18 protein-coding genes are annotated in these 17831 nt (G+C 63.3%); 10 read left to right on the top strand and 8 right to left on the bottom strand.

Features of this window, described 5'->3' with window-relative positions:
* Positions 1-169: 169 nt before the first annotated feature.
* The 3 genes from M2375_RS05515 (at position 170) to M2375_RS05505 (ending at position 2472) form a co-directional block, all read left to right on the top strand.
* Entirely contained in the window at positions 170-1153 is a 984-nt protein-coding gene (locus M2375_RS05515; RefSeq protein WP_259164450.1) for a threo-3-hydroxy-L-aspartate ammonia-lyase, read from the top strand.
* Between the two features lie 108 nt (positions 1154-1261).
* The gene (upp, locus tag M2375_RS05510; protein WP_259164449.1) at positions 1262-1894 is read left to right on the top strand and encodes a uracil phosphoribosyltransferase; all 633 of its coding nucleotides are present in this window, start codon (positions 1262-1264) and stop codon (positions 1892-1894) included.
* Positions 1895-2040: 146 nt separating this feature from the next.
* A complete protein-coding gene (locus M2375_RS05505; RefSeq protein ID WP_259164447.1) occupies positions 2041-2472 on the top strand; it encodes a hypothetical protein in 432 nt (143 codons plus the stop codon).
* 28 nt (positions 2473-2500) lie between these two features.
* Here M2375_RS05505 and M2375_RS05500 read toward each other — a convergent pair whose 3' ends face one another.
* Positions 2501-3118, bottom strand: a complete 618-nt coding sequence (locus M2375_RS05500) for a TIGR02281 family clan AA aspartic protease (protein WP_259164445.1) — start codon at positions 3116-3118, stop codon at positions 2501-2503.
* Between the two features lie 219 nt (positions 3119-3337).
* On the opposite strand from M2375_RS05500, the gene M2375_RS05495 reads away from it, so the two are divergent.
* Complete coding sequence (locus tag M2375_RS05495) at positions 3338-4330, top strand: tripartite tricarboxylate transporter substrate binding protein (protein WP_259164444.1); 993 nt, start codon at positions 3338-3340, stop codon at positions 4328-4330.
* A gap of 112 nt (positions 4331-4442) precedes the next feature.
* Here M2375_RS05495 and M2375_RS05490 read toward each other — a convergent pair whose 3' ends face one another.
* Positions 4443-5450 (bottom strand): D-2-hydroxyacid dehydrogenase family protein, encoded by a 1008-nt coding sequence (locus tag M2375_RS05490; RefSeq protein ID WP_259164443.1) that lies wholly within the window; start codon positions 5448-5450, stop codon positions 4443-4445.
* A gap of 436 nt (positions 5451-5886) precedes the next feature.
* Between M2375_RS05490 and M2375_RS05485 the strand changes: the two genes are divergently transcribed.
* Positions 5887-6576 carry a gamma-glutamylcyclotransferase gene (locus M2375_RS05485; protein ID WP_259164442.1) on the top strand — a complete coding sequence of 230 codons (690 nt, stop codon included), beginning with the start codon at positions 5887-5889 and terminating at the stop codon, positions 6574-6576.
* 744 nt (positions 6577-7320) lie between these two features.
* Here M2375_RS05485 and thiD read toward each other — a convergent pair.
* Positions 7321-8181, bottom strand: coding sequence for a bifunctional hydroxymethylpyrimidine kinase/phosphomethylpyrimidine kinase (thiD, locus tag M2375_RS05480; protein WP_259164441.1), 861 nt, complete (start codon positions 8179-8181; stop codon positions 7321-7323).
* 289 nt (positions 8182-8470) lie between these two features.
* Between thiD and M2375_RS05475 the strand changes: the two genes are divergently transcribed.
* The 4 genes from M2375_RS05475 to M2375_RS05460 all read left to right on the top strand — a co-directional run bounded on the left by M2375_RS05475 (position 8471) and on the right by M2375_RS05460 (position 11628).
* Complete coding sequence (locus M2375_RS05475) at positions 8471-9583, top strand: FAD-dependent oxidoreductase (RefSeq protein WP_259164439.1); 1113 nt, start codon at positions 8471-8473, stop codon at positions 9581-9583.
* Positions 9584-9619: 36 nt separating this feature from the next.
* Entirely contained in the window at positions 9620-9817 is a 198-nt protein-coding gene (gene thiS, locus M2375_RS05470) for a sulfur carrier protein ThiS (protein WP_259164783.1), read from the top strand.
* A gap of 74 nt (positions 9818-9891) precedes the next feature.
* The gene (locus M2375_RS05465; protein WP_259164438.1) at positions 9892-10701 is read left to right on the top strand and encodes a thiazole synthase; all 810 of its coding nucleotides are present in this window, start codon (positions 9892-9894) and stop codon (positions 10699-10701) included.
* 12 nt (positions 10702-10713) lie between these two features.
* Positions 10714-11628 carry a thiamine phosphate synthase gene (locus M2375_RS05460; RefSeq protein WP_259164781.1) on the top strand — a complete coding sequence of 305 codons (915 nt, stop codon included), beginning with the start codon at positions 10714-10716 and terminating at the stop codon, positions 11626-11628.
* Positions 11629-11640: 12 nt separating this feature from the next.
* On the opposite strand, the gene M2375_RS05455 is transcribed toward M2375_RS05460, so the two are convergent.
* The 5 genes from M2375_RS05455 to M2375_RS05435 form a co-directional block, all read right to left on the bottom strand.
* Positions 11641-12078: a YfbM family protein gene (locus M2375_RS05455; protein WP_259164437.1), complete on the bottom strand. Its 438-nt coding sequence runs from the start codon at positions 12076-12078 to the stop codon at positions 11641-11643.
* Entirely contained in the window at positions 12075-13664 is a 1590-nt protein-coding gene (locus M2375_RS05450) for an NINE protein (RefSeq protein ID WP_259164436.1), read from the bottom strand. The genes M2375_RS05455 and M2375_RS05450 overlap by 4 nt, the downstream gene beginning before the upstream one ends.
* A 295-nt stretch (positions 13665-13959) precedes the next feature.
* Complete coding sequence (gene dusA, locus M2375_RS05445; RefSeq protein ID WP_259164435.1) at positions 13960-14979, bottom strand: tRNA dihydrouridine(20/20a) synthase DusA; 1020 nt, start codon at positions 14977-14979, stop codon at positions 13960-13962.
* A 170-nt stretch (positions 14980-15149) separates the two neighbouring features.
* A complete protein-coding gene (locus tag M2375_RS05440) occupies positions 15150-15965 on the bottom strand; it encodes an ABC transporter permease (RefSeq protein WP_259164434.1) in 816 nt (271 codons plus the stop codon).
* Positions 15966-16043: 78 nt separating this feature from the next.
* On the bottom strand, positions 16044-16601 hold the full coding sequence (locus tag M2375_RS05435; RefSeq protein ID WP_259164433.1) for a peroxiredoxin: 558 nt from the start codon (positions 16599-16601) through the stop codon (positions 16044-16046).
* A 232-nt stretch (positions 16602-16833) separates the two neighbouring features.
* On the opposite strand from M2375_RS05435, the gene M2375_RS05430 reads away from it, so the two are divergent.
* Positions 16834-17820 carry a tripartite tricarboxylate transporter substrate binding protein gene (locus M2375_RS05430; RefSeq protein WP_259164432.1) on the top strand — a complete coding sequence of 329 codons (987 nt, stop codon included), beginning with the start codon at positions 16834-16836 and terminating at the stop codon, positions 17818-17820.
* The last annotated feature ends 11 nt before the right edge of the window (positions 17821-17831 follow it).

Genomic DNA, 17831 nt, shown 5'->3' with positions numbered 1-17831 from the left:
GCGGCCGATTATACGTAAACGCCTACACGCAGCCGCTGCACAGCGCGGCGGCAGACCGGCAAGCCTTTGCCGTGGGCAGCGCGCCCGCCAAAGCGGCCACACAAGGGACACAACAATGCCAAAAAACCACTACCATGAATCCCCTCGACGCCTCCGCTCCTGATCGACCATGAACGCCACTGCCCCAGCCCCCGCCCTGCCCAGTTTTGATGATGTGCAAGCCGCTGCCCAGCGCCTGCAAGGCGTTGCCCACCGCACGCCGGTGCTGCGCTCGTCCACGTTAGATAAATTAACGGGCGCGGAGTTTTTCTTCAAATGCGAGAACTACCAGCGCATGGGCGCGTTTAAATTCCGAGGCGGTTACAACGCGCTGGCCCAGTTCTCGCCCGAGCAGGCGCGGCGTGGTGCGCTGGCCTTCTCCTCCGGCAACCATGCGCAAGCCATTGCGCTGTCGGCCCGCATTCTGGGTATGCCTGCCGCCATCGTCATGCCCGAGGACGCCCCGGCGGCCAAGCTCGATGCCACGCGTGGCTACGGCGCCGAGGTCATCACCTACAACCGCTTTACCGAAGACCGTGAAGCCATCAGCCAGCGCATTGCCCAAGAGCGCGGCATGACCCTGATCCCGCCGTACAACCATGCCGATGTGATTGCCGGCCAAGGCACCAGTACCATGGAGCTGCTGCAGGACGTGCCCCAGCTCGACTACCTGTTTGTCTGCCTGGGCGGCGGCGGCTTGCTCTCGGGCTGTTTGCTCGCTGCCAAGGCCATGGCGCCTGACTGCAAGGTCTACGGTGTGGAGCCGGAAGCGGGAAATGATGCGCAGCAATCGCTGCGCAAGGGCGAGATCGTCAAGATCGCCACCCCCAGAACCATTGCCGATGGCGCGCAGACCCAGGCGCTGGGCGATATCACCTATGCCATCATCCGCCGCGATGTGACCGACATCGTGACGGCCAGCGATCCGCAGCTGGTGGACTGCATGCGCTTTTACGCCGAGCGCATGAAGATGGTGGTCGAGCCCACCGGTGCCCTCAGCCTGGCCGGTGCGCGCTTTGGTGGCGTGGATTTGCAAGGCGCCCGCGTGGGCGTGCTGATCAGTGGCGGGAACGTGGATCTGGGCCGCTACGCCCAATTACTCGGTTCTGTCTGAGCCGGTGCGGAGCTAAAAGCCCACCATTTGGTAAATATATTCTCCGGCAGCAAACGCCGCCGGGCCTGCGCTGCTACCATTGCGCCCAAATTGATATTGGCAACTACCATGAGCACCGTTCACCTCATTGACCACCCGCTGGTCCAGCACAAACTCACCCTGATGCGCCGCAAGGAAGCATCCACCAACAGCTTTCGCCGCATGCTGGGCGAACTGTCTACGTTGATGGCCTACGAGATCACGCGCGATTTTCCGCTGCAGGATCTGGAGATCGAGACCCCGATGGAGAAGATGGTCGGCAAGGTCATCGATGGCAAAAAGCTGGCCCTGGTGTCCATCCTGCGCGCGGGCAATGGCTTTCTCGACGGCATGCTCAACGTGGTGCCTGGCGCCCGCATTGGCCACATTGGCCTGTACCGTGACCCGAAAACCCTGCAGCCGGTCGAGTACTACTTCAAGATGCCCGACAACATGGGCGAGCGCGATGTGATCGTCGTCGACCCGATGCTGGCCACCGGCAACTCGGCAGCGGCGGCCGTGCAGCAGCTCAAGGACAAGTGCCAGCCCAAGTCGATCAAGTTCATGTGCTTGCTCGCGGCCCCCGAGGGCATCAAGACCATGCAGGCCGCCCACCCCGATGTCGACATCTACACCGCTGCGGTAGACCGCCAGATCGATGACCACGGCTATATCCTGCCGGGCCTGGGCGATGCCGGCGACCGTATCTTCGGCACCAAGTAAGCCAAGCCGGGGCATGCCCACGATGCGCGGGGCATGCCAGACGCCGCAGCCTGCTTGCGCGTCAAGCACGTAGGACAAATCGCACATCCAACGCGCAGCAGCTTTGGTTAAATGACTTGCAGGGCATCCCTGCTTGGAGTCACACCATGAGCTACCACCTGCTGGTTTTTGCGCCCTCTGCCGCGCCCAAGGAGGCTGCTGCATTTGGCCTCTGGTTCCAGGCACAGACCGAATGGCCCGAGCACCATGACTACGAGGATCCGGCCGTAGCGACCCTGTCGCTCAAGGCCTGGTGCCTGGACATGATGCAGCGCTTTCCGCCCCGTAGCGGCCCCTACCGCGAAGAACTCCCGCCCGAAGACAAAAGCCTGCTGGCCGATTACAGCATTGGCCGCAATATCGTTTTTGTGGCTGTGCAGACAGCCCAGGCAGCAGCAGCACTGGCGCTGGCCCGCGAGCTGGCTGCGCAGCACTGCGTGGGTTTGTACGAGGCCAGCGCGTCCCCTGCGGCCGTGTGCCTGCCCGACGGCAACAATGGCTTGCGGCCCGCCTTCAACAGCAAGCCGGCCATGCCTTAACGTCGGTCTGAACAGTAGGGAGCGGCGCCTAGCGTGAAGCGTCGCTGTCGCGGGGTTTGAGCAGCATGCTGTTGCCTGAGATGCTCACATCAAAGTAGCGCAGGAAGTTCTGCCCCAACAGCGCATCTTTGGCGCTCTCGCCGGTGTAGCCGGTTCCCACCCGCAAGTCATTGACGGCCAAGGGGCCGACCTCAATGCGCTCTGCCCGGCTCATGCTGCCCTGGCGTACGCCATTGGCAGTCTGAAAGCTGATGGGCACGCCCTCGCCCAGGTTGGCGCGCTCGGCCACTGCATCGGTGATGCTGATCAGACTCGCGCCCGTATCCACCATGAACTGCACCGGCACGCCGTTGACGGAACCCGCTACGCGGAAATGCCCATCGCGGTCGCGTGGAATCTCCAGCACGCCATGGGCCATGACCTTGCCTTCATTGGGCTTGCGGTAGACCTCGGTCACCAGGTAGATGGCCACCATCACACCGATCCAGATGGCGACCAGCGTCCAGGTGGTGCGCCGGCTGGCCTCGGGCCCGGTGCTGGCAGGCATGGGCGCCAGGCGCCCAGCGCGCGCTGCAGGCGGCTGATTTGCGGTGGCAGGCGGCGTAGGACGGGCGGAATCGGAATGGCGGGTGCGTAATCGGCTCATGGATCAGAAATTTTGCCCACGCAAGCAAACTGTGCGCTGGCCGGTGACGAAGCATAAATCATACTGGTTATGCGCTGGGCCACGCCGCTGCACTGTGCGCAAGGGCATGCGGCGCTGGATTAGCACTCCCCACCTGCAACCCGGCGGACAGGGCCAGCAGCCTGGAGGACTGCGGTCTGGGTTAGGATGGCCGCCAGTTACCACCCTGCCCTGTTTTTCATGACCATCGACCGTCGCCACCTGCTGCAATCCCTGGCGGGTTTTACCGCTGCCGCCGTTCTGCCCGCCAGCTGGACCAGCGCCCATGCTGCAGATGCACACTGGCCCAGCAAACCCCTGCGCTTTATCGTCGGCTACCCCGCAGGTTCCTCGCCCGACATGCAGGCACGCATGATCGCCCAGCCTTTGGCACAGATTCTGGGCCAGCCCGTAGTGGTCGACAACCGGCCCGGTGCCAGCGGCAATATTGGCGCTGATCTGGTGGCCCGCGCCACGGACGAGCACAGCTTTGGCATTGTGGGCAATGGCCCGCTGACCTCCTCGCAGGCGCTGTATGCCAAGCTGCCTTACGACCCTGTGAAGGACTTCGCACCGCTGGCCCTGGTAGGCGTATCGCCCCTGGCCTGGGTGGTGCCGGCCAGCGCAGGTGCGCAAAGCGACAAGGCGCTGGCCAGCTTGCGCCAAAAAGGCAATGCGGCCAGCTACGGCTCTACAGGGCTGGGCTCGGGCGGCCATCTGGGCATGGAGCTGCTCAAGGATGCCTTGCATTTTGATGCCGTGCACATCCCCTTCACCGGTGCGCCCGGTGTTGTCGGCGCGCTGATGGGCGGCCAGCTTGACTGCGCGCTGCTGCCCATCTCGTCGGTGCTGCCGCTGGTGCAAAGCGGCAAGCTGGCCGCCTTGGCTGTTACCTCCGCACAGCGCACGCAGCTGATGCCCCAGACACCCTCGATGCGTGAAATCGGCGCCCAGGATGTGAATATCGAAGTCTGGAATGCACTGATGGCACCGGCTGGCATGTCCGCAGCCGTGCGCAGCAAACTCAGCGATGCGCTGCTGAAAATCATGAACAGCGCCGATATCCGCGATCAACTGCTGCGCCAGGCCTGGACTTTGGACGACGCATCACCGGGCGCGCTGCAGCAGCGCATCACCAGCGACCGCAAGATGTACAACACCTTGATTGCAAAGAAGAAGCTGCAGCTGGAGTGATCTGCACACTGCGATGGCACCGGGGCCCCTTTGCAGGGCCATTTTTTTGTCTTCCAGGGCCTGTAAGGCGCCTATCTGCCCTCTGTCTCTGGGCTGGGCCAGACGCAGCGTATCAGCGGCGCACCTGCAGGGCGCCGGGATTGACGATGTTCGAGGGCCGGCCTTTGATGAAGTTGACCACGTTGTCAAAGGCCACCCCAAAGTACTGCTCGTAGCTGTCCTGCTCGACATAGCCGATATGGGGCGTGCAGATGCAGTTCTCCAGGCGCAGCAGTGCATGGCCTTGCAAGATCGGCTCACTCTCAAACACATCGACCGCCGCAATGCCGGGACGCCCGCGGTTCAGCGCCGCAATCAGGGCATCGGGCTGCAGCAGCTCGGCGCGGGAGGTGTTGACAAAGGTGGCCGAGGGTTTCATCAGCGACAGATCCTCAAAGCTGATGCAGCCCTTGGTCTGCTCGCTCAGGCGCAAATGCACCGACAGCACATCGCTGTTGGCGAAAAAAAACTGCTTGCTGGAGGCCACCTTATGGCCTTCTGACAAGGCCTTGGCGCGCGAACTATCGCTACCCCAGACCAGCACCTCCATACCAAAGGCCTTGCCGTAGCCGGCAATCAGCTGGCCAATGCGGCCATAGCCCCAGATACCCAAGGTGCGTCCCCGCAGCACCGAACCCAAGCTGAAATTGGGCGGCATATTGGCCGCCTTGAAGCCCGACTGCTGCCAGGCCCCGTGCTTGAGGTTGGCAATGTACTGGGGCAGGCGGCGCGCTGCGGCCATGATCAGGGCCCAGGTCAGCTCGGCCGGTGCCACGGGCGAGCCCACGCCCTCAGCCACCGCCACACCGCGCTCGGTGCAGGCCGTCAAATCCACGTGCGAGCCGATGCGCCCGGTCTGGGCAATGAGTTTGAGACGGGGAAGCTTGTCGAGCAGCAAGCGGTTGATATGCGTGCGCTCCCGGATCAGCACGATGATGTCGGCATCCTTGAGGCGTACGGACAATTGTCCCAAACCTTTGACCGTATTGGTATAGACCTTGGCGGAATAGGCGTCGAGTACCGATGCGCATGGCAGCTTGCGCACCGCATCCTGATAATCGTCCAAGATCACAATATTCATAGGAGGACCATTTTCATCGAACGCCAACCAGGCGGCCTTGCCCCACGCATGCCGCCTGTCCACGATGCTCGCTGGCAACGAAAATTCTGGGAAAACCGATTTCCGAGCACAGCGGAGCACCGCATCAGCTATGAACATCATAGCATTGAATAATCCTGCGTCTTAGTCAAGCAATAAGGCTGGCGACAAGCCGCCACCCAACCGGCCCGGCGCAAGCGGCCATTGCCGGCACCCGACCTATCCCTCATGGCCTCTGTGGGCCCGATTTCGCTGTCATCGTGCAGGCCGGCTACTGCGTTATGCAGGCTGCATCCTACATAGCCAGACTGTTGCTTTCAGCGCAAAAATTGCCGCTCAAGCCCTGCAGCCCTAGCTTTGGCGGAAGTGAAGCGCTATAACAATTGCTTATCTCTTAGTTTTGTCGGTCGATACCACTATGACGAATTTGGTCGCTCCATCCCGCAGCCGTTGCCCGCAACAAATGTTCGCGCAAACCATGCAGGAATGGGGAGGAACGGAGGACCTTTGGGTCTTTGCTTACGGCTCCCTGATCTGGCGCCCTGAGTTCGAATTTCAGGAATGCCGCCATGCCAGGGTTTTTGGCTGGCACCGCGCGCTCAAGATGTGGAGCCACATCAACCGGGGCACGCCCGAGTGCCCGGGTCTGGTGTTTGGCATGTTCTCGGGCGGCAGCTGCCGGGGCATGGCCTTTCGTATCGCACGCCAGCACGTGGCGGAGATGATGCCCCGGCTGTGGCAGCGCGAGATGGCGACCGACTCCTATGACCCCAAATGGCTGGACTGCCAGACCGAAGACGGCCCCGTCAAGGCACTGGCCTTTACCCTGTCCAAATCCAGCCCCCGCTGCACCGGCACCCTGAGTGAAGAAGACTACCGCCGCATCTTTGCCCAGTCCTGCGGCATTTACGGCAGCACCTTGGACTATGCCGAGTCCACCTATACCGCACTGAAAAGTCGTGGCATCGAGGACCGTGCGCTGGAGCGCCTGCTGCGCCTGTCCGCCTCGCGCAGCGCAGCAGCGGCGAGCCAGGATGCCGCTGCCAAGCTCACCCTGCTGGCCAAACGCCCACTGATGGCGGCCAGCGCAGACAGCACCGCCGCCTGAAAGCCCGCATGCCAGGACAGCCGGAGCACGCAAGGCTCCGGCTTTTTGCTGCGCACGTGCGGTGCACCAGAAAAGCAAACACCCCGCCTTGGGGCAGCCCATTGGGCAGCGCAAGCGAGGTGCATATTGGGTGAAAAGCTGGACTTGCCTGCATTCTGCAGTCCAGGTTGGGAGCAAGCGCTGCTTGCAGCCTATTCGCAAGTAACGGCTCCAAGGGGGAGCCGTTTACGGGGTGGTTGCCGATAGCAGCGTATCGGCAAGCGGGAAAAAGAGTTACTGGCGCTGGGGCTTAGCGCTTGCGATCACGTTCGTCTTCTGGCCAGATGCTGAAAACATTTGCGGTGGTCATGTGAACAATCTCCTAAAGATGCGTGTACAACGCCGGTGCAAATCGGGCGGTTGACAGCGGAGTCATCATTTATGGATGTTTACTTTTTGTTTACTTTAATGACTTATACCCATGCAAAACAAAAGCATGACATCGGTCAAGATTCTCATGAATGCCAGGATTTTTCAGCTTTCATTTTATAAATCATGTACCTAAAGAGAAAACATCAAAAGTAACTTAAATTAACAGCACGGCCTGTGAGGCGCCTGCAATCGCAGCATTCTGTCGTTGAATTCGCCATTTAAAGCATCATTTAGATGATATTTTCTTGAATTTATCGTCAATAAGACGTAATTTTCGACAAAAAAACCAGCTTATGCCTGCCCTCACCGCTGCTGACAGCGTCTTTGGCGCATTCAAGTTTGGCGCAGCACCACCTGCGTTTGCGGATTCCAGCCATGGTTCAGCGGCCCATGGCCTTTGCCCGTGTGCACATCGGCGCCCGATGCGATAGCGCCCAGAATGTACTGGCGCGCCAGGCTCACCGCCGCCGGCAGCGGCTGCCCCAGTGCCAGCTGGCAGGCAATGGCCGATGACAGAGTGCATCCGGTGCCATGGCCGTTATGGGTCGTGATGCGGGTGGACGCAAGCCGCAAGCGCTCACCGTCTGCCGTGGCCAACAGGTCCACCACCTCGTCTCCAGGCAAATGGCCACCCTTGATCAGCACTGCCTTAGCCCCCAGAGCCAGCAAGTCCTGCGCGGCCTGCTCTAGCTGGTCGGCATGCACGAGGCTGCGGCCCAGCAACAAACCCGCCTCATCCAGATTGGGGGTGATGAGCGCAGCGCGCGGAAACAGCTCGCGCACCAGCTCCGCCACGGTGGCCTCGGCAATCAGGCGGTCGCCGCTGGTGGCCACCATGACCGGGTCCAGCACCACATGCGGCAAGGCATAGCGGTCAATCGCAGCGGCCACCACGGCCACAGTCTCGGGCGCGTGCAGCATGCCAATCTTCACGGCATCGCAGCCAATATCTTCCAGCACGGCATCGAGCTGCGCTTGCAAAAAGCCGGGCGGCACGCCGTGGATGGCTCGCACGCCCTGGGTGTTCTGTGCAGTCAGCGCCGTGATAGCTGTCATACCAAAGCAGCCCAGCGCCGACATGGTCTTGAGATCGGCCTGGATACCGGCCCCCCCCCCGCTGTCAGAGCCTGCAATCGACAGCACCCGCGCGTAACGCGGCAAGGAGACGGGAGAGAGTGGATTCATTGAGGCCATGGCTGCAGTCCAAAAACAATGCCGGGCAACACTGGCCCGGCCTGGGCAAAATTATCCACGATTGTGACCACGGCTTGACACAGCACCGGGTCCCCAGCGTAGCGCTGTGCTTTAATGCTGCCTGAGACGAAACAGGGGTGTCCCTGCAGCAGTTTGGCTGCAGCGCGACTGAGATTACACCCTGGGGCGCGCCACCATGGCCGCGCTCCGCAACCCGATCCAGGTCATGCTGGCGTGGGGAGTTTTCGGCAGTTGCGCGCACTGTTTTGTCTATTGCCAAGCACAAAACATGTCTTCTCAGCCACTCATTTCCCCCAACGCCCGCATCAGCATCCTGGGCGGCGGCCTGCTGGGCCGCCTGATGGCGCTGGAGCTGTCGGGGCGGGGCTTTTCCGTTGATCTGTACGACCGGGGCGGGCCCGATGCCGAGCATGCCGCAGCGCGCGTGGCGGCGGCCATGCTGGCGCCCCTGGCCGAATCGGCCGTCACCGAGCACGGTGTGGTGCGCATGGGCCAGTACGGGCTGCAGCGCTGGCCGCAGCTGATTGCCCAGCTGGATGCACCCGTGTTTCTGCAGCAGGCAGGCACCATGGTGGTCTGGCACCGGCAAGACGCGCCCGAAGCCCAGCGCTTTCACGGGATCTTGCAGCGCACCCAGGCGGCCATCCCCCAGCTGCCGCCCTTGCAAACCCTGGGCCGCACGCAGATGGCCGAGATGGAGCCGGCCCTGGCCGGGCATTTTCAATCCGCCTTCTACCTTCCCGGCGAAGGCCAGCTGGACAACCGCCAGCTGCTCGCCGCCCTGGTGCCGGCATTGCAGGCGCGCGGTGTGCGCCTGCACTGGCAGCAGCCCCGCGAATTGGATGATTTTGCGCCTGGCGAGCACGGCCAGCCTGACCTGCTGATTGACACGCGCGGCCTGGGCGCCAAGCCGCAGTGGGGCCAGCTGCGCGGTGTGCGTGGCGAGGTCTTGCGCGTGCATGCCCCTGAGGTACAGCTGCGCCGCCCCACCCGTTTGATGCACCCGCGCTACCCCATCTACATAGCGCCCAAGCAAGACCAGCATTACGTCATCGGTGCCACCGAGATCGAATCCGATGACATGTCGCCCGCCAGCGTCCGCTCGGCGATGGAGCTGCTCAGCGCTGCCTACACCGTGCACAGCGGCTTTGCCGAGGCGCGTATCCTGGAGATCAACACCCAGTGCCGCCCGACTTTGCCGGATAATCTGCCAGCCATCCGCCAAGTCCGGCCTCGGGTACTGGAGATCAATGGCCTGTACCGCCACGGCTTTATGATCTCGCCAGCCGTGCTGGACTGCGCGGTCGAGCTGCTGCTGACCGGCCAATCACCGCTGGCCACACGCTTTGATCTGGATGTGCGCCTGCTCGCGGGCGCCTGATGGCCCGCAGCCCCTGATGAGCCTAGACAAATGACGATACAGATTCTTTTGAACAACCAGGCCACGGCCTTGCCCGAAGGCGCCACCGTGGCCCTGGCCTTGGCACAGCTGCAGCCCCGCCCGCCGTTTGCCGTGGCCCTCAATACCATCTTCGTGCCCAAAGGCCAGTACGACAGCCGCCAGCTGCAAGCGGGCGACAAACTCGAAGTCATCTCGCCCGTCACTGGCGGCTAATCAGACAGGGGGCCATCCGCCCTTGCCAAAGCAGGCTGGATGCGCGACCTGTATTTACACCCAAGGCCTTTGCCATGAACGCCACTCCCTCCTCCGACGACGCCCTGGTGCTGTATGGCCAGCGTTTTCAAAGCCGCTTGCTGCTGGGCACCTCGCGCTATCCATCGCCCGCTGTGCTGGAGGCGGCAGTCGCCCGCTCCAAGCCGGCCATGGTGACCGCATCCTTGCGCCGCCAAGGCAGCAACGCGGCAGAAACCGGCAGTGATTTTTGGGCGCTGCTCAAGCGCCTGAATGTGCCCGTGCTGCCCAACACCGCAGGCTGCATGCGCCTGCAAGAGGCCATCACCACCGCCCAGATGGCCCGCGAGGTGTTCGAGACGCCCTGGATCAAGCTGGAGCTGATCGGTGACGACTACACCTTGCAGCCCGACACCCTCAACCTGGTAGAGGCCGCCTCCATCCTCATCAAGGACGGCTTCCAGGTGCTGCCCTATTGCACCGAAGACCTGGTGCTGTGCCAGCGCCTGGTCGATGTGGGCTGCCAGGCCGTCATGCCCTGGGCTGCGCCGATTGGCACAGGCCGTGGCCCCGTCAACCCCTATGCCATGCAGACCTTGCGCGAGCGCCTGGATGTGCCGCTGATCTGCGACGCCGGCCTGGGCTTGCCCAGCCATGCCTGCCAGGTCATGGAATGGGGCTTTGACGGCGTGCTGCTGAACACGGCCGTGGCGCTGTCGCAAGACCCCGTAGCCATGGCCGGCGCCTTTGCCGATGCCACCGCTGCCGGCCACGCCGCCTACCGCGCCGGCGCCATGCAAGCGCAGGACATGGCCCAGCCCAGCACCCCCGTCTTGGGCACCCCGTTCTGGCACCAGAGCAACTGATACCCCATGTCCATGCACACCAGCCCCACCGCAACCCAGATCCAGCAGGCCATCACGACCGCCCACCAGGCCGCCTTTGCCAGCTTTCCCCCACAACCCGCTCCTGCGCTTCCGGCAGATCGGCAGCTCGATGCCGTCTATGCCGGTGCCTTGGCCGCCTGCAGCGCCCTGGGGTTTATCGCCATCGATGCCGACTGCCTGGCCAGCGCCTGGAGCGCGCAGACCGCTCGCACGGGCCAGTTTGATGCCCAGACCTGGCCCGCGCAGGCGGCTGATTTTGGCCTGCTGCGCAGCGGCGGCCCCCAAGCCTTTGCGCCCTGCCCCCAGCAGCTGGGCCTGTATGCGGTTTTGCCCACGGCCGAATGGGTCGGCCGCATGGCGCGCGCCGGCGTGCCCACGGTGCAACTGCGCTTCAAATCAGACGATGCCCAGGCCATTGCGGCAGAAATTGCCGCTGCCGTTGCGGCTGTTGAGGGCAGCGGCGCGCTGCTCTTCATCAACGACCACTGGCGCCAGGCCATTGCGGCAGGTAGCTACGGCGTACACCTGGGCCAGGAAGACCTGGATGCACTCAGTCCCGCGGAGCTGGCCGAGCTGCGCGCCAGCGGCGTGCGCCTGGGTGTCAGCACCCATGGTTATGCCGAGATGGTGCGGGCCAGCCAGGCGCAGCCCAGCTATATCGCCATGGGCGCCGTCTTCCCCACCACACTCAAGAAAATGGCCACCGTGCCCCAGGGCCTGGCGCGGCTGGAGCGCTATGCCGCATTGACCCGCAGCTACCCCCAGGTGGCCATCGGCGGTATCTCTGCGGCGGAATTTCCGCAAGTGCGAGAAAGCGGCGCCGGCTCCATCGCCGTCGTCAGAGCCCTCGTCAATGCCGAGAACCCCGAGGCCGCTGCCGCCGCGTTGATGGCGTTGCTGGGCTAAGCCCCGCCCGCGCTACACCACGTAAAGCAGCACGGCATCGCGCCGCTGGGCCGCTGCCTGCCAAAAGCAGCGCAGCGCGGCCTGCCGGCGCACCCACAGGCGCAGCGCTTCGAGACCGGGCGGCGTGCCATCCTGCGCCTTTTGCCAGGCATGCATGCGCTGCACCAGCTGGGCAGCGCTGATCCCCGCCAAACTTTGCGCGCAATCGTTCACCAAATCCGCTGGCCAGGCCCAGCACTGCAGGGCCAAGGTGCCCTCCACCGCTACGCCCGGCTCGATCTCGGGCAGGCGCTGCATGTCCTGCTGCCAGAAGCTGCCCTGGTCCAGCATGGCCAGCGGGCCGCCTTGCGTGGCACTGCGCTGCAGGTAGTCATCCATCGTCGATGGCTCCACCAGCAAGCCCCGCAGGCCATGGCGCGGCAGCGCATAAAAAAGCCCTTGCACGCTCATACCGCCTCCCTGATCGCTGTTTTCAGCTGCTGCAGATGCGCGCTGTTGTCCGGGTCACAGATCTGCACCAGCAACAGCGCTTTTTTCAGGTAGCTGCGGCGGGCATCAGTCTGTCCATGCGCCGCCAGAAAATCTGCAAACACCGCATAGGCCCGCGCGGCGGCCAGCGAGTAGCCCCGGCAGCTGCGCTGCTGTATGCGCAAGGCCTGCTGCACCAGGGGTTTGACCCGTGTGGGTTGGTGGCTGATGGCGAAGGCTGCGTAGGCGGTCAGCATGCCCGACACGGCCTCCGGGTCGGGCATGCGCTGGCCTTGCTGGTCCAGCCGGTCAAAGCTGTCCACGTACAGCGCCAGCCGCTGCCAGCATTGCAGCGCTTGCGCAGTCTCACCCAGAGCCGCATGGCTGCGGGCCATGCGCTGCAACAGCGCGCACAGCGCCAAGGCCTGCGCTGCCGCGTTGCCCCCGCTGCGCACATCCACCAGCGCCAGCGCTTGCGCATAGTGCTGGTGGGCCCGGTGGTGGTCCGCCTCAGACTGGTACACATCGCCCAGGCGCTCCAGCGCCTGGCGCCGCAAAGCGGTGGGCACGGCAGCCCCCTCGCGCGCGGCCAGCGCCAGCAAGGCCTGGCCATGCCCGCGTTGGCGCTCGCTATCGCCCAGGTGCTGGGCAATTTCCATCGCATGCAGGTGGTGCTGCGCCAGATCGGGCACATCCCCGTCCTGGCTAGCTGGGCGTGAGGCAATGGTCTGCTCACACAGCGCCAGTGCCTGGGCCCAGTCCTGCGACTGCATCAGCAGCGGATACTGCCCTGGCTGCAGCGCAGGGGCAGCAGCGGCGCCCGGCGCCATCTTGGGCGCGCGCAGGCGCTGCAAACAGGCTTGCGCCTGCTGCACAGGTTGCGCCAGCTCGGCAAAAGCTGCGCCCAGGTGCACACCCATCTGCAGCTTTTTGCGCGCGGCATCCAGGTGTTCGGTTTGGTAGAAGGTCATCCCCTGCAGCAAATAGGCCATCGCCAAATGGGGGTCGCTTTGCGGTTTGCGACTGCGCTGCGCCAGGTACCTGACCAAGCTATCCGCCTCGGCGTGCGCAGTCTGCACATCCTGGCGTGCCAGCGCATCGCCAATGTGCTTTTGCGCCATCTGGATGGCCAGCGATTTTTTGTCGGTGTGCAGTTCGGCTGCGGGCTGGGGCGTGGGTTCAGGCAGCGCTGGCGCGGCTACCAAGGCTTGGGTCAAGGGAGCAAGCGCCAGGGTTGCGGGTGTCTGTGCCTTGACCGCTGGCTGAGACGCCTGCTCATCGAGCTGCGACTGGGAAAAAGCGGACAGGCGCGAATCCATGTCCTCTTCGACCCGAAAGTAGTCAAACAACCAAAAGCCATCACGCAGCAGCCAAAAGACCACTGGACCGAGCAGGTAAGGCGCGTAAGCTGCGGCAGCGCCGCCCCATAGCCACAGCGCCGCGCACAGCACGGTCAAGGCCAGTTGCCCCACAGCGCTTGCATAGCGCCCCAGATAAAAGCGGTGGGCGCCCAGCCACCCCAGCGCCAACAACAGGCCCAAGGCCCATCGCGAATTCTTTTCCCCCATCCCTCGTCCCTTGTGCTTTGTTTGGTCTGCACTTTGCGGCCCAGGCATGCGCCTGCTTGGCGCTGCCTGGGGCGGCATATATCGCGGGAAGTATAGCAACCGCTACCGGCTGCGCCAGGCCTGCCGGCATGCGCTGGGCCGCCGTTTGCAGCCCTGTATCTGGCGCCCAGAATGGGCCGAGGGGGATTTTGGGTCTAAGAACCCCGCATGTGTCGGGGTGCCACCGGGGACAGTCCCGCACAAGCCGCTACGCAAAGCCGACCGGTAGCACCCGGCTGCCATCGGCGTTGCCGTATCAAATACTTACTAAAACGGGCGTATCGGTAGTGCGTTCCGGCTTGGTACGCGCGGCCTGCATGACCTCGTGGGGCGGCAGGTGCTTCATGCGGTGGTCGCTCCAGACCTGGCGCCAGCGGCGGGCACCGGGCATGCCCTGGCGTAGGCCCAGCATATGGCGTGCAATGGAGGACCAGTGCGTGCCGTGCTCGGCCGCCTCGCGCTCCATGTAGCGCACCATCTCTTCTTCCACCGATTCGCGGCTGATGTCGTTGTTGGGCTCAGCCCCATAGAACAAGGCATCCCAACGGGTCAGCCACCAGGGGTTGTGGTAGGCCTCGCGCCCCACCATGACCCCATCCACCTGGGCCAGCTGCGCCAGCACCGTCTCGTCATCCGCAATGCCGCCGTTGATGGCGATCGTCAAATGGGGAAAGTCTTTTTTCAGCTGCGCGACCACTTCATAGCGCAGCGGCGGGATCTCGCGGTTCTCTTTGGGCGAGAGGCCCTTGAGCCAGGCATTGCGCGCATGCACCACAAACACCTCGCAACCGGCATCGGCCACCGTCCCGATGAAATCGCGCACAAAGTCGTAGCTCTCGTTCTTGTCGATGCCGATGCGGTGCTTGACGGTCACGGGGATGTCCACCACATCGCGCATGGCCTTGACGCCGTCCGCAACCAGCTCTTTCTCATTCATCAGGCAGGCACCAAAGGCACCGCGCTGCACGCGCTCGCTGGGGCAGCCGCAGTTGAGGTTGACCTCGTCATAGCCCCAGTCCTGCGCCAGCTTGGCGCACTGGGCCAGATCCGCTGGCTCACTGCCGCCCAGCTGCAAGGCCACCGGGTGTTCTTCGGCATGGAAACGCAAATGCCGCGCCACATCGCCATGGATCAGCGCGCCAGTGGTCACCATCTCGGTATAGAGCAGGGTCTGGCGGCTGAGCAGACGGTGAAAAAAGCGGCAATGGCGATCAGTCCAGTCCATCATCGGCGCAACAGACATGCGCCAGGGGCTGTGGGGGTGAGATTCAGTCATGGTGGTTGCGCGGCCAAGGCATGGCCCAAGAATGGGTGGCCCACACAGGCGGTGGCAGCAGGTGCAGGCAATCCGGTATTTTAAATCTTGCGCAGCCAGGGTGCCGATCAGTGCCTTAAAAGCCTGTTCAGCCCTGGCTGAGCCGTGCGCTGAACCGCCGAGCGTGAACCCTAGTAATAGTTGCCCAACAGCGAAGCCACCTCGATGAGCAGCAATATGGCAAACATGCGTGCCAGGCCACTGAGGTCCGAGTCGGGGCCCAGGACCTCGTCCTGGCGCGCGCCATAGGGCCTGTACATGGCCGAGGCCGTGGGAATGAGCGCGACCGCCAGGCAAAAGAGCAAGGTTTTGAGGCCGAACAACCAGGTGACCATGGGCGTGAACACGCTGGCAAACATGCGGGTGTACAGATCAAACCCGACCCAGGTCAATCCATAAACACTGAGATAAACCATCACCAGCGAGACCACACAGGACAGTGCAGCCAAGGTAACCGAGGCATACATGCTGGCCACCACCAGGGGCAGCATCTCCGTGCGTACGGGGTCATAGCCATGCTGGCGCAGGCGCTCAAAATGCCCGGCCTCGCGCATCTTGGCCAGTTGCGCACCCGCTGGGATCGAGCAGCGCATGGCGACAAACAAGGCTGCCGTCAGCGGGATCAGCTCCAGCACCAGCACGCGGATGACCATCTCCACCGCCACCCGCGACAGCCCATAGCTGGTCGCGGTGACAAAGACGATCCGCGCCACCACCAGGCACATCAAGGCGGCCAGCGCGGTAAACCCCAGCAAGATGGGTGCCGTGTCGATATACATGCGGCGCATCAGGCGCGCGCGGGTTTGCGGCCCGTAGCTGCTGGGCGACATCAGCATCACCAGCACCACGGCCCCCAGGTAAAAGATGCGCCACCAGGCCACCGCCCAGCGGCGCGCAGTGCGCCATGTCCGGTGGGGCCATTGGGGTTGAAGCAGACTTGCCAGCATCCGCGCATCATAGGCCATCCGTGCTGGCCTGATCGCTGCCGCCACCGCAGCGAGGCGTGGGCGTGGCGGTTTTGCGGTTTAAGGCTTCTGGCGCGCCTTCCAGGCCTGCACCGCCTGCAAGGTTTGCTGCACATGCGCCATCGGATCACTCCCCTCATGGGCAAAGATCACCTTGCCGTCGGGTGCGATCACGTAAGAGATACGGGATGCCGTGCCGGGCCTGGCGGCCGAACCCGCGTCATAGGCCTGGATGGCCTTGGCATCAGGGTCCGACGCCACGCTGAACTGGTCACGACAGGCCTCGCTGGAGAAGCGCTGCATCGTGGCAATGTCGTCATGCGAGATACCCACCACCTGCGCGCCCGATGCGGCAAAGCTGGGCGTGGCTTCGGCAAAGGCATGGGCTTCGATCGTGCAGCCCTGGCTGAAGGCCTTGGGGAAGAAGTACAAGACCACCGGTCCGCGCTTCAAGGCCTCCGCCATGTCAAAGCGCTGCACCTTGCCAGCCAAGGCCGACTGGGTACTGAACAACGGTGCCTGGGTGCCAACAGCCAGCGCTGCGTGGCTGGGCAGGCTCACCAAGGCCGCACAGCCCATGACCACCGAGGCCAAAGCCCCAACGAATTTTGCTTTCATAGTTGATCCTTCTGTTGCCATCTGTATACGCCTGGAGCCTTGGCCATTGACGCCTAGCCATGTTTTGCATACTGCAGCACGCCTCAGCCACATCGCTCCGAACCACAGCCCCTAGAATATGCCACCTAGCGTGATGGCATACATCATCACCCCTTTGGCTGTTTATGCAACTACCCATCCTGCCTGCCATGCACAAGCCATGCGAAGGTGTGACCCTCAAGGAGACAACAAAATGATGAAACAGATTTTGCAATGCGCCACCGTGGCGATCACGGTCGGCGCTGCTTCTGCAGCCATGGCCCAGGGCCCAGCTGCTGACTACCCCGGCAGCAAGCCGGTGCGCATGGTGGTGCCGTTTCCACCAGGCGGTGGCACCGATATTCTCTCGCGCATCATCGCGCAAAAGCTCAGCGAGCAAAACCACTGGACCGTGGTGGCCGACAACCGTGCAGGCGCTGGCGGCACCATCGGCATCAGCGAAGTGGCCAAGGCCCAGCCGACAGGCTATGACATCGTAATGGGCCAAAAGGACAACGTCGTTCTGGGCTACTACCTGTACAAGGGCCTGCCCTGGAATCCCGCCAAGGACCTGACCCCGATTGCCCATATCGCCTATTCGCCGGTCATCATCGCCACCGCAGAAAACAGCAAGTACAAGAGCTTGAACGATGTGATCGCCGCTGCCAAGGCTGACCCCGGCAAGATCACCTATGGCTCGCCCGGCAATGGCACCAGCATCCATATCGCCGGCGTGCTGTTTGAAAAGGCCGCTGGCGTCAAGCTGACCCATGTGCCCTACAAGGGCTCCAACCCCGCGTTGCTCGATACCTTGTCCGGCAATGTCGACCTGCTGGTCTCTTCGGTGCCTTCGGCCATTGGCCAAATCAAGGCTGGCAAGTTGCGCCCCCTGGCCGTTACCTCCGCCAAGCGCAGCACCTCGCTGCCCGATGTGCCCACTGTGGCCGAGCTGGGCATGAAGGGCTTTGACGTGAGCACCTGGTACGGCCTGTTTGGCCCCAAGAACCTGCCCGCACCCATCGTCAGCAAGCTCAACACCGAAGTCAACAAGCTGCTGGGCCAGAAGGAAGTGCAGGACGCCATCCTGGCCCAAGGCGCCGAGCCCCAGGCCATGTCTGCGTCCGACTTTGACAAGTTCTTCCACAAGGACTTCCAAGATGCCAAGGCCATCGTCGAGGCATCGGGCGCAACCATCCAGTAAGCACCGGGCTC

It is taken from the genome of Comamonas sp. BIGb0152 (genome assembly GCF_024809975.1).
Classification (GTDB): Bacteria; Pseudomonadota; Gammaproteobacteria; order Burkholderiales; family Burkholderiaceae_C; genus Comamonas.
Note: the sequence above shows the minus strand (reverse complement) of the source record. Positions and strands in the feature narration are given on the sequence as shown.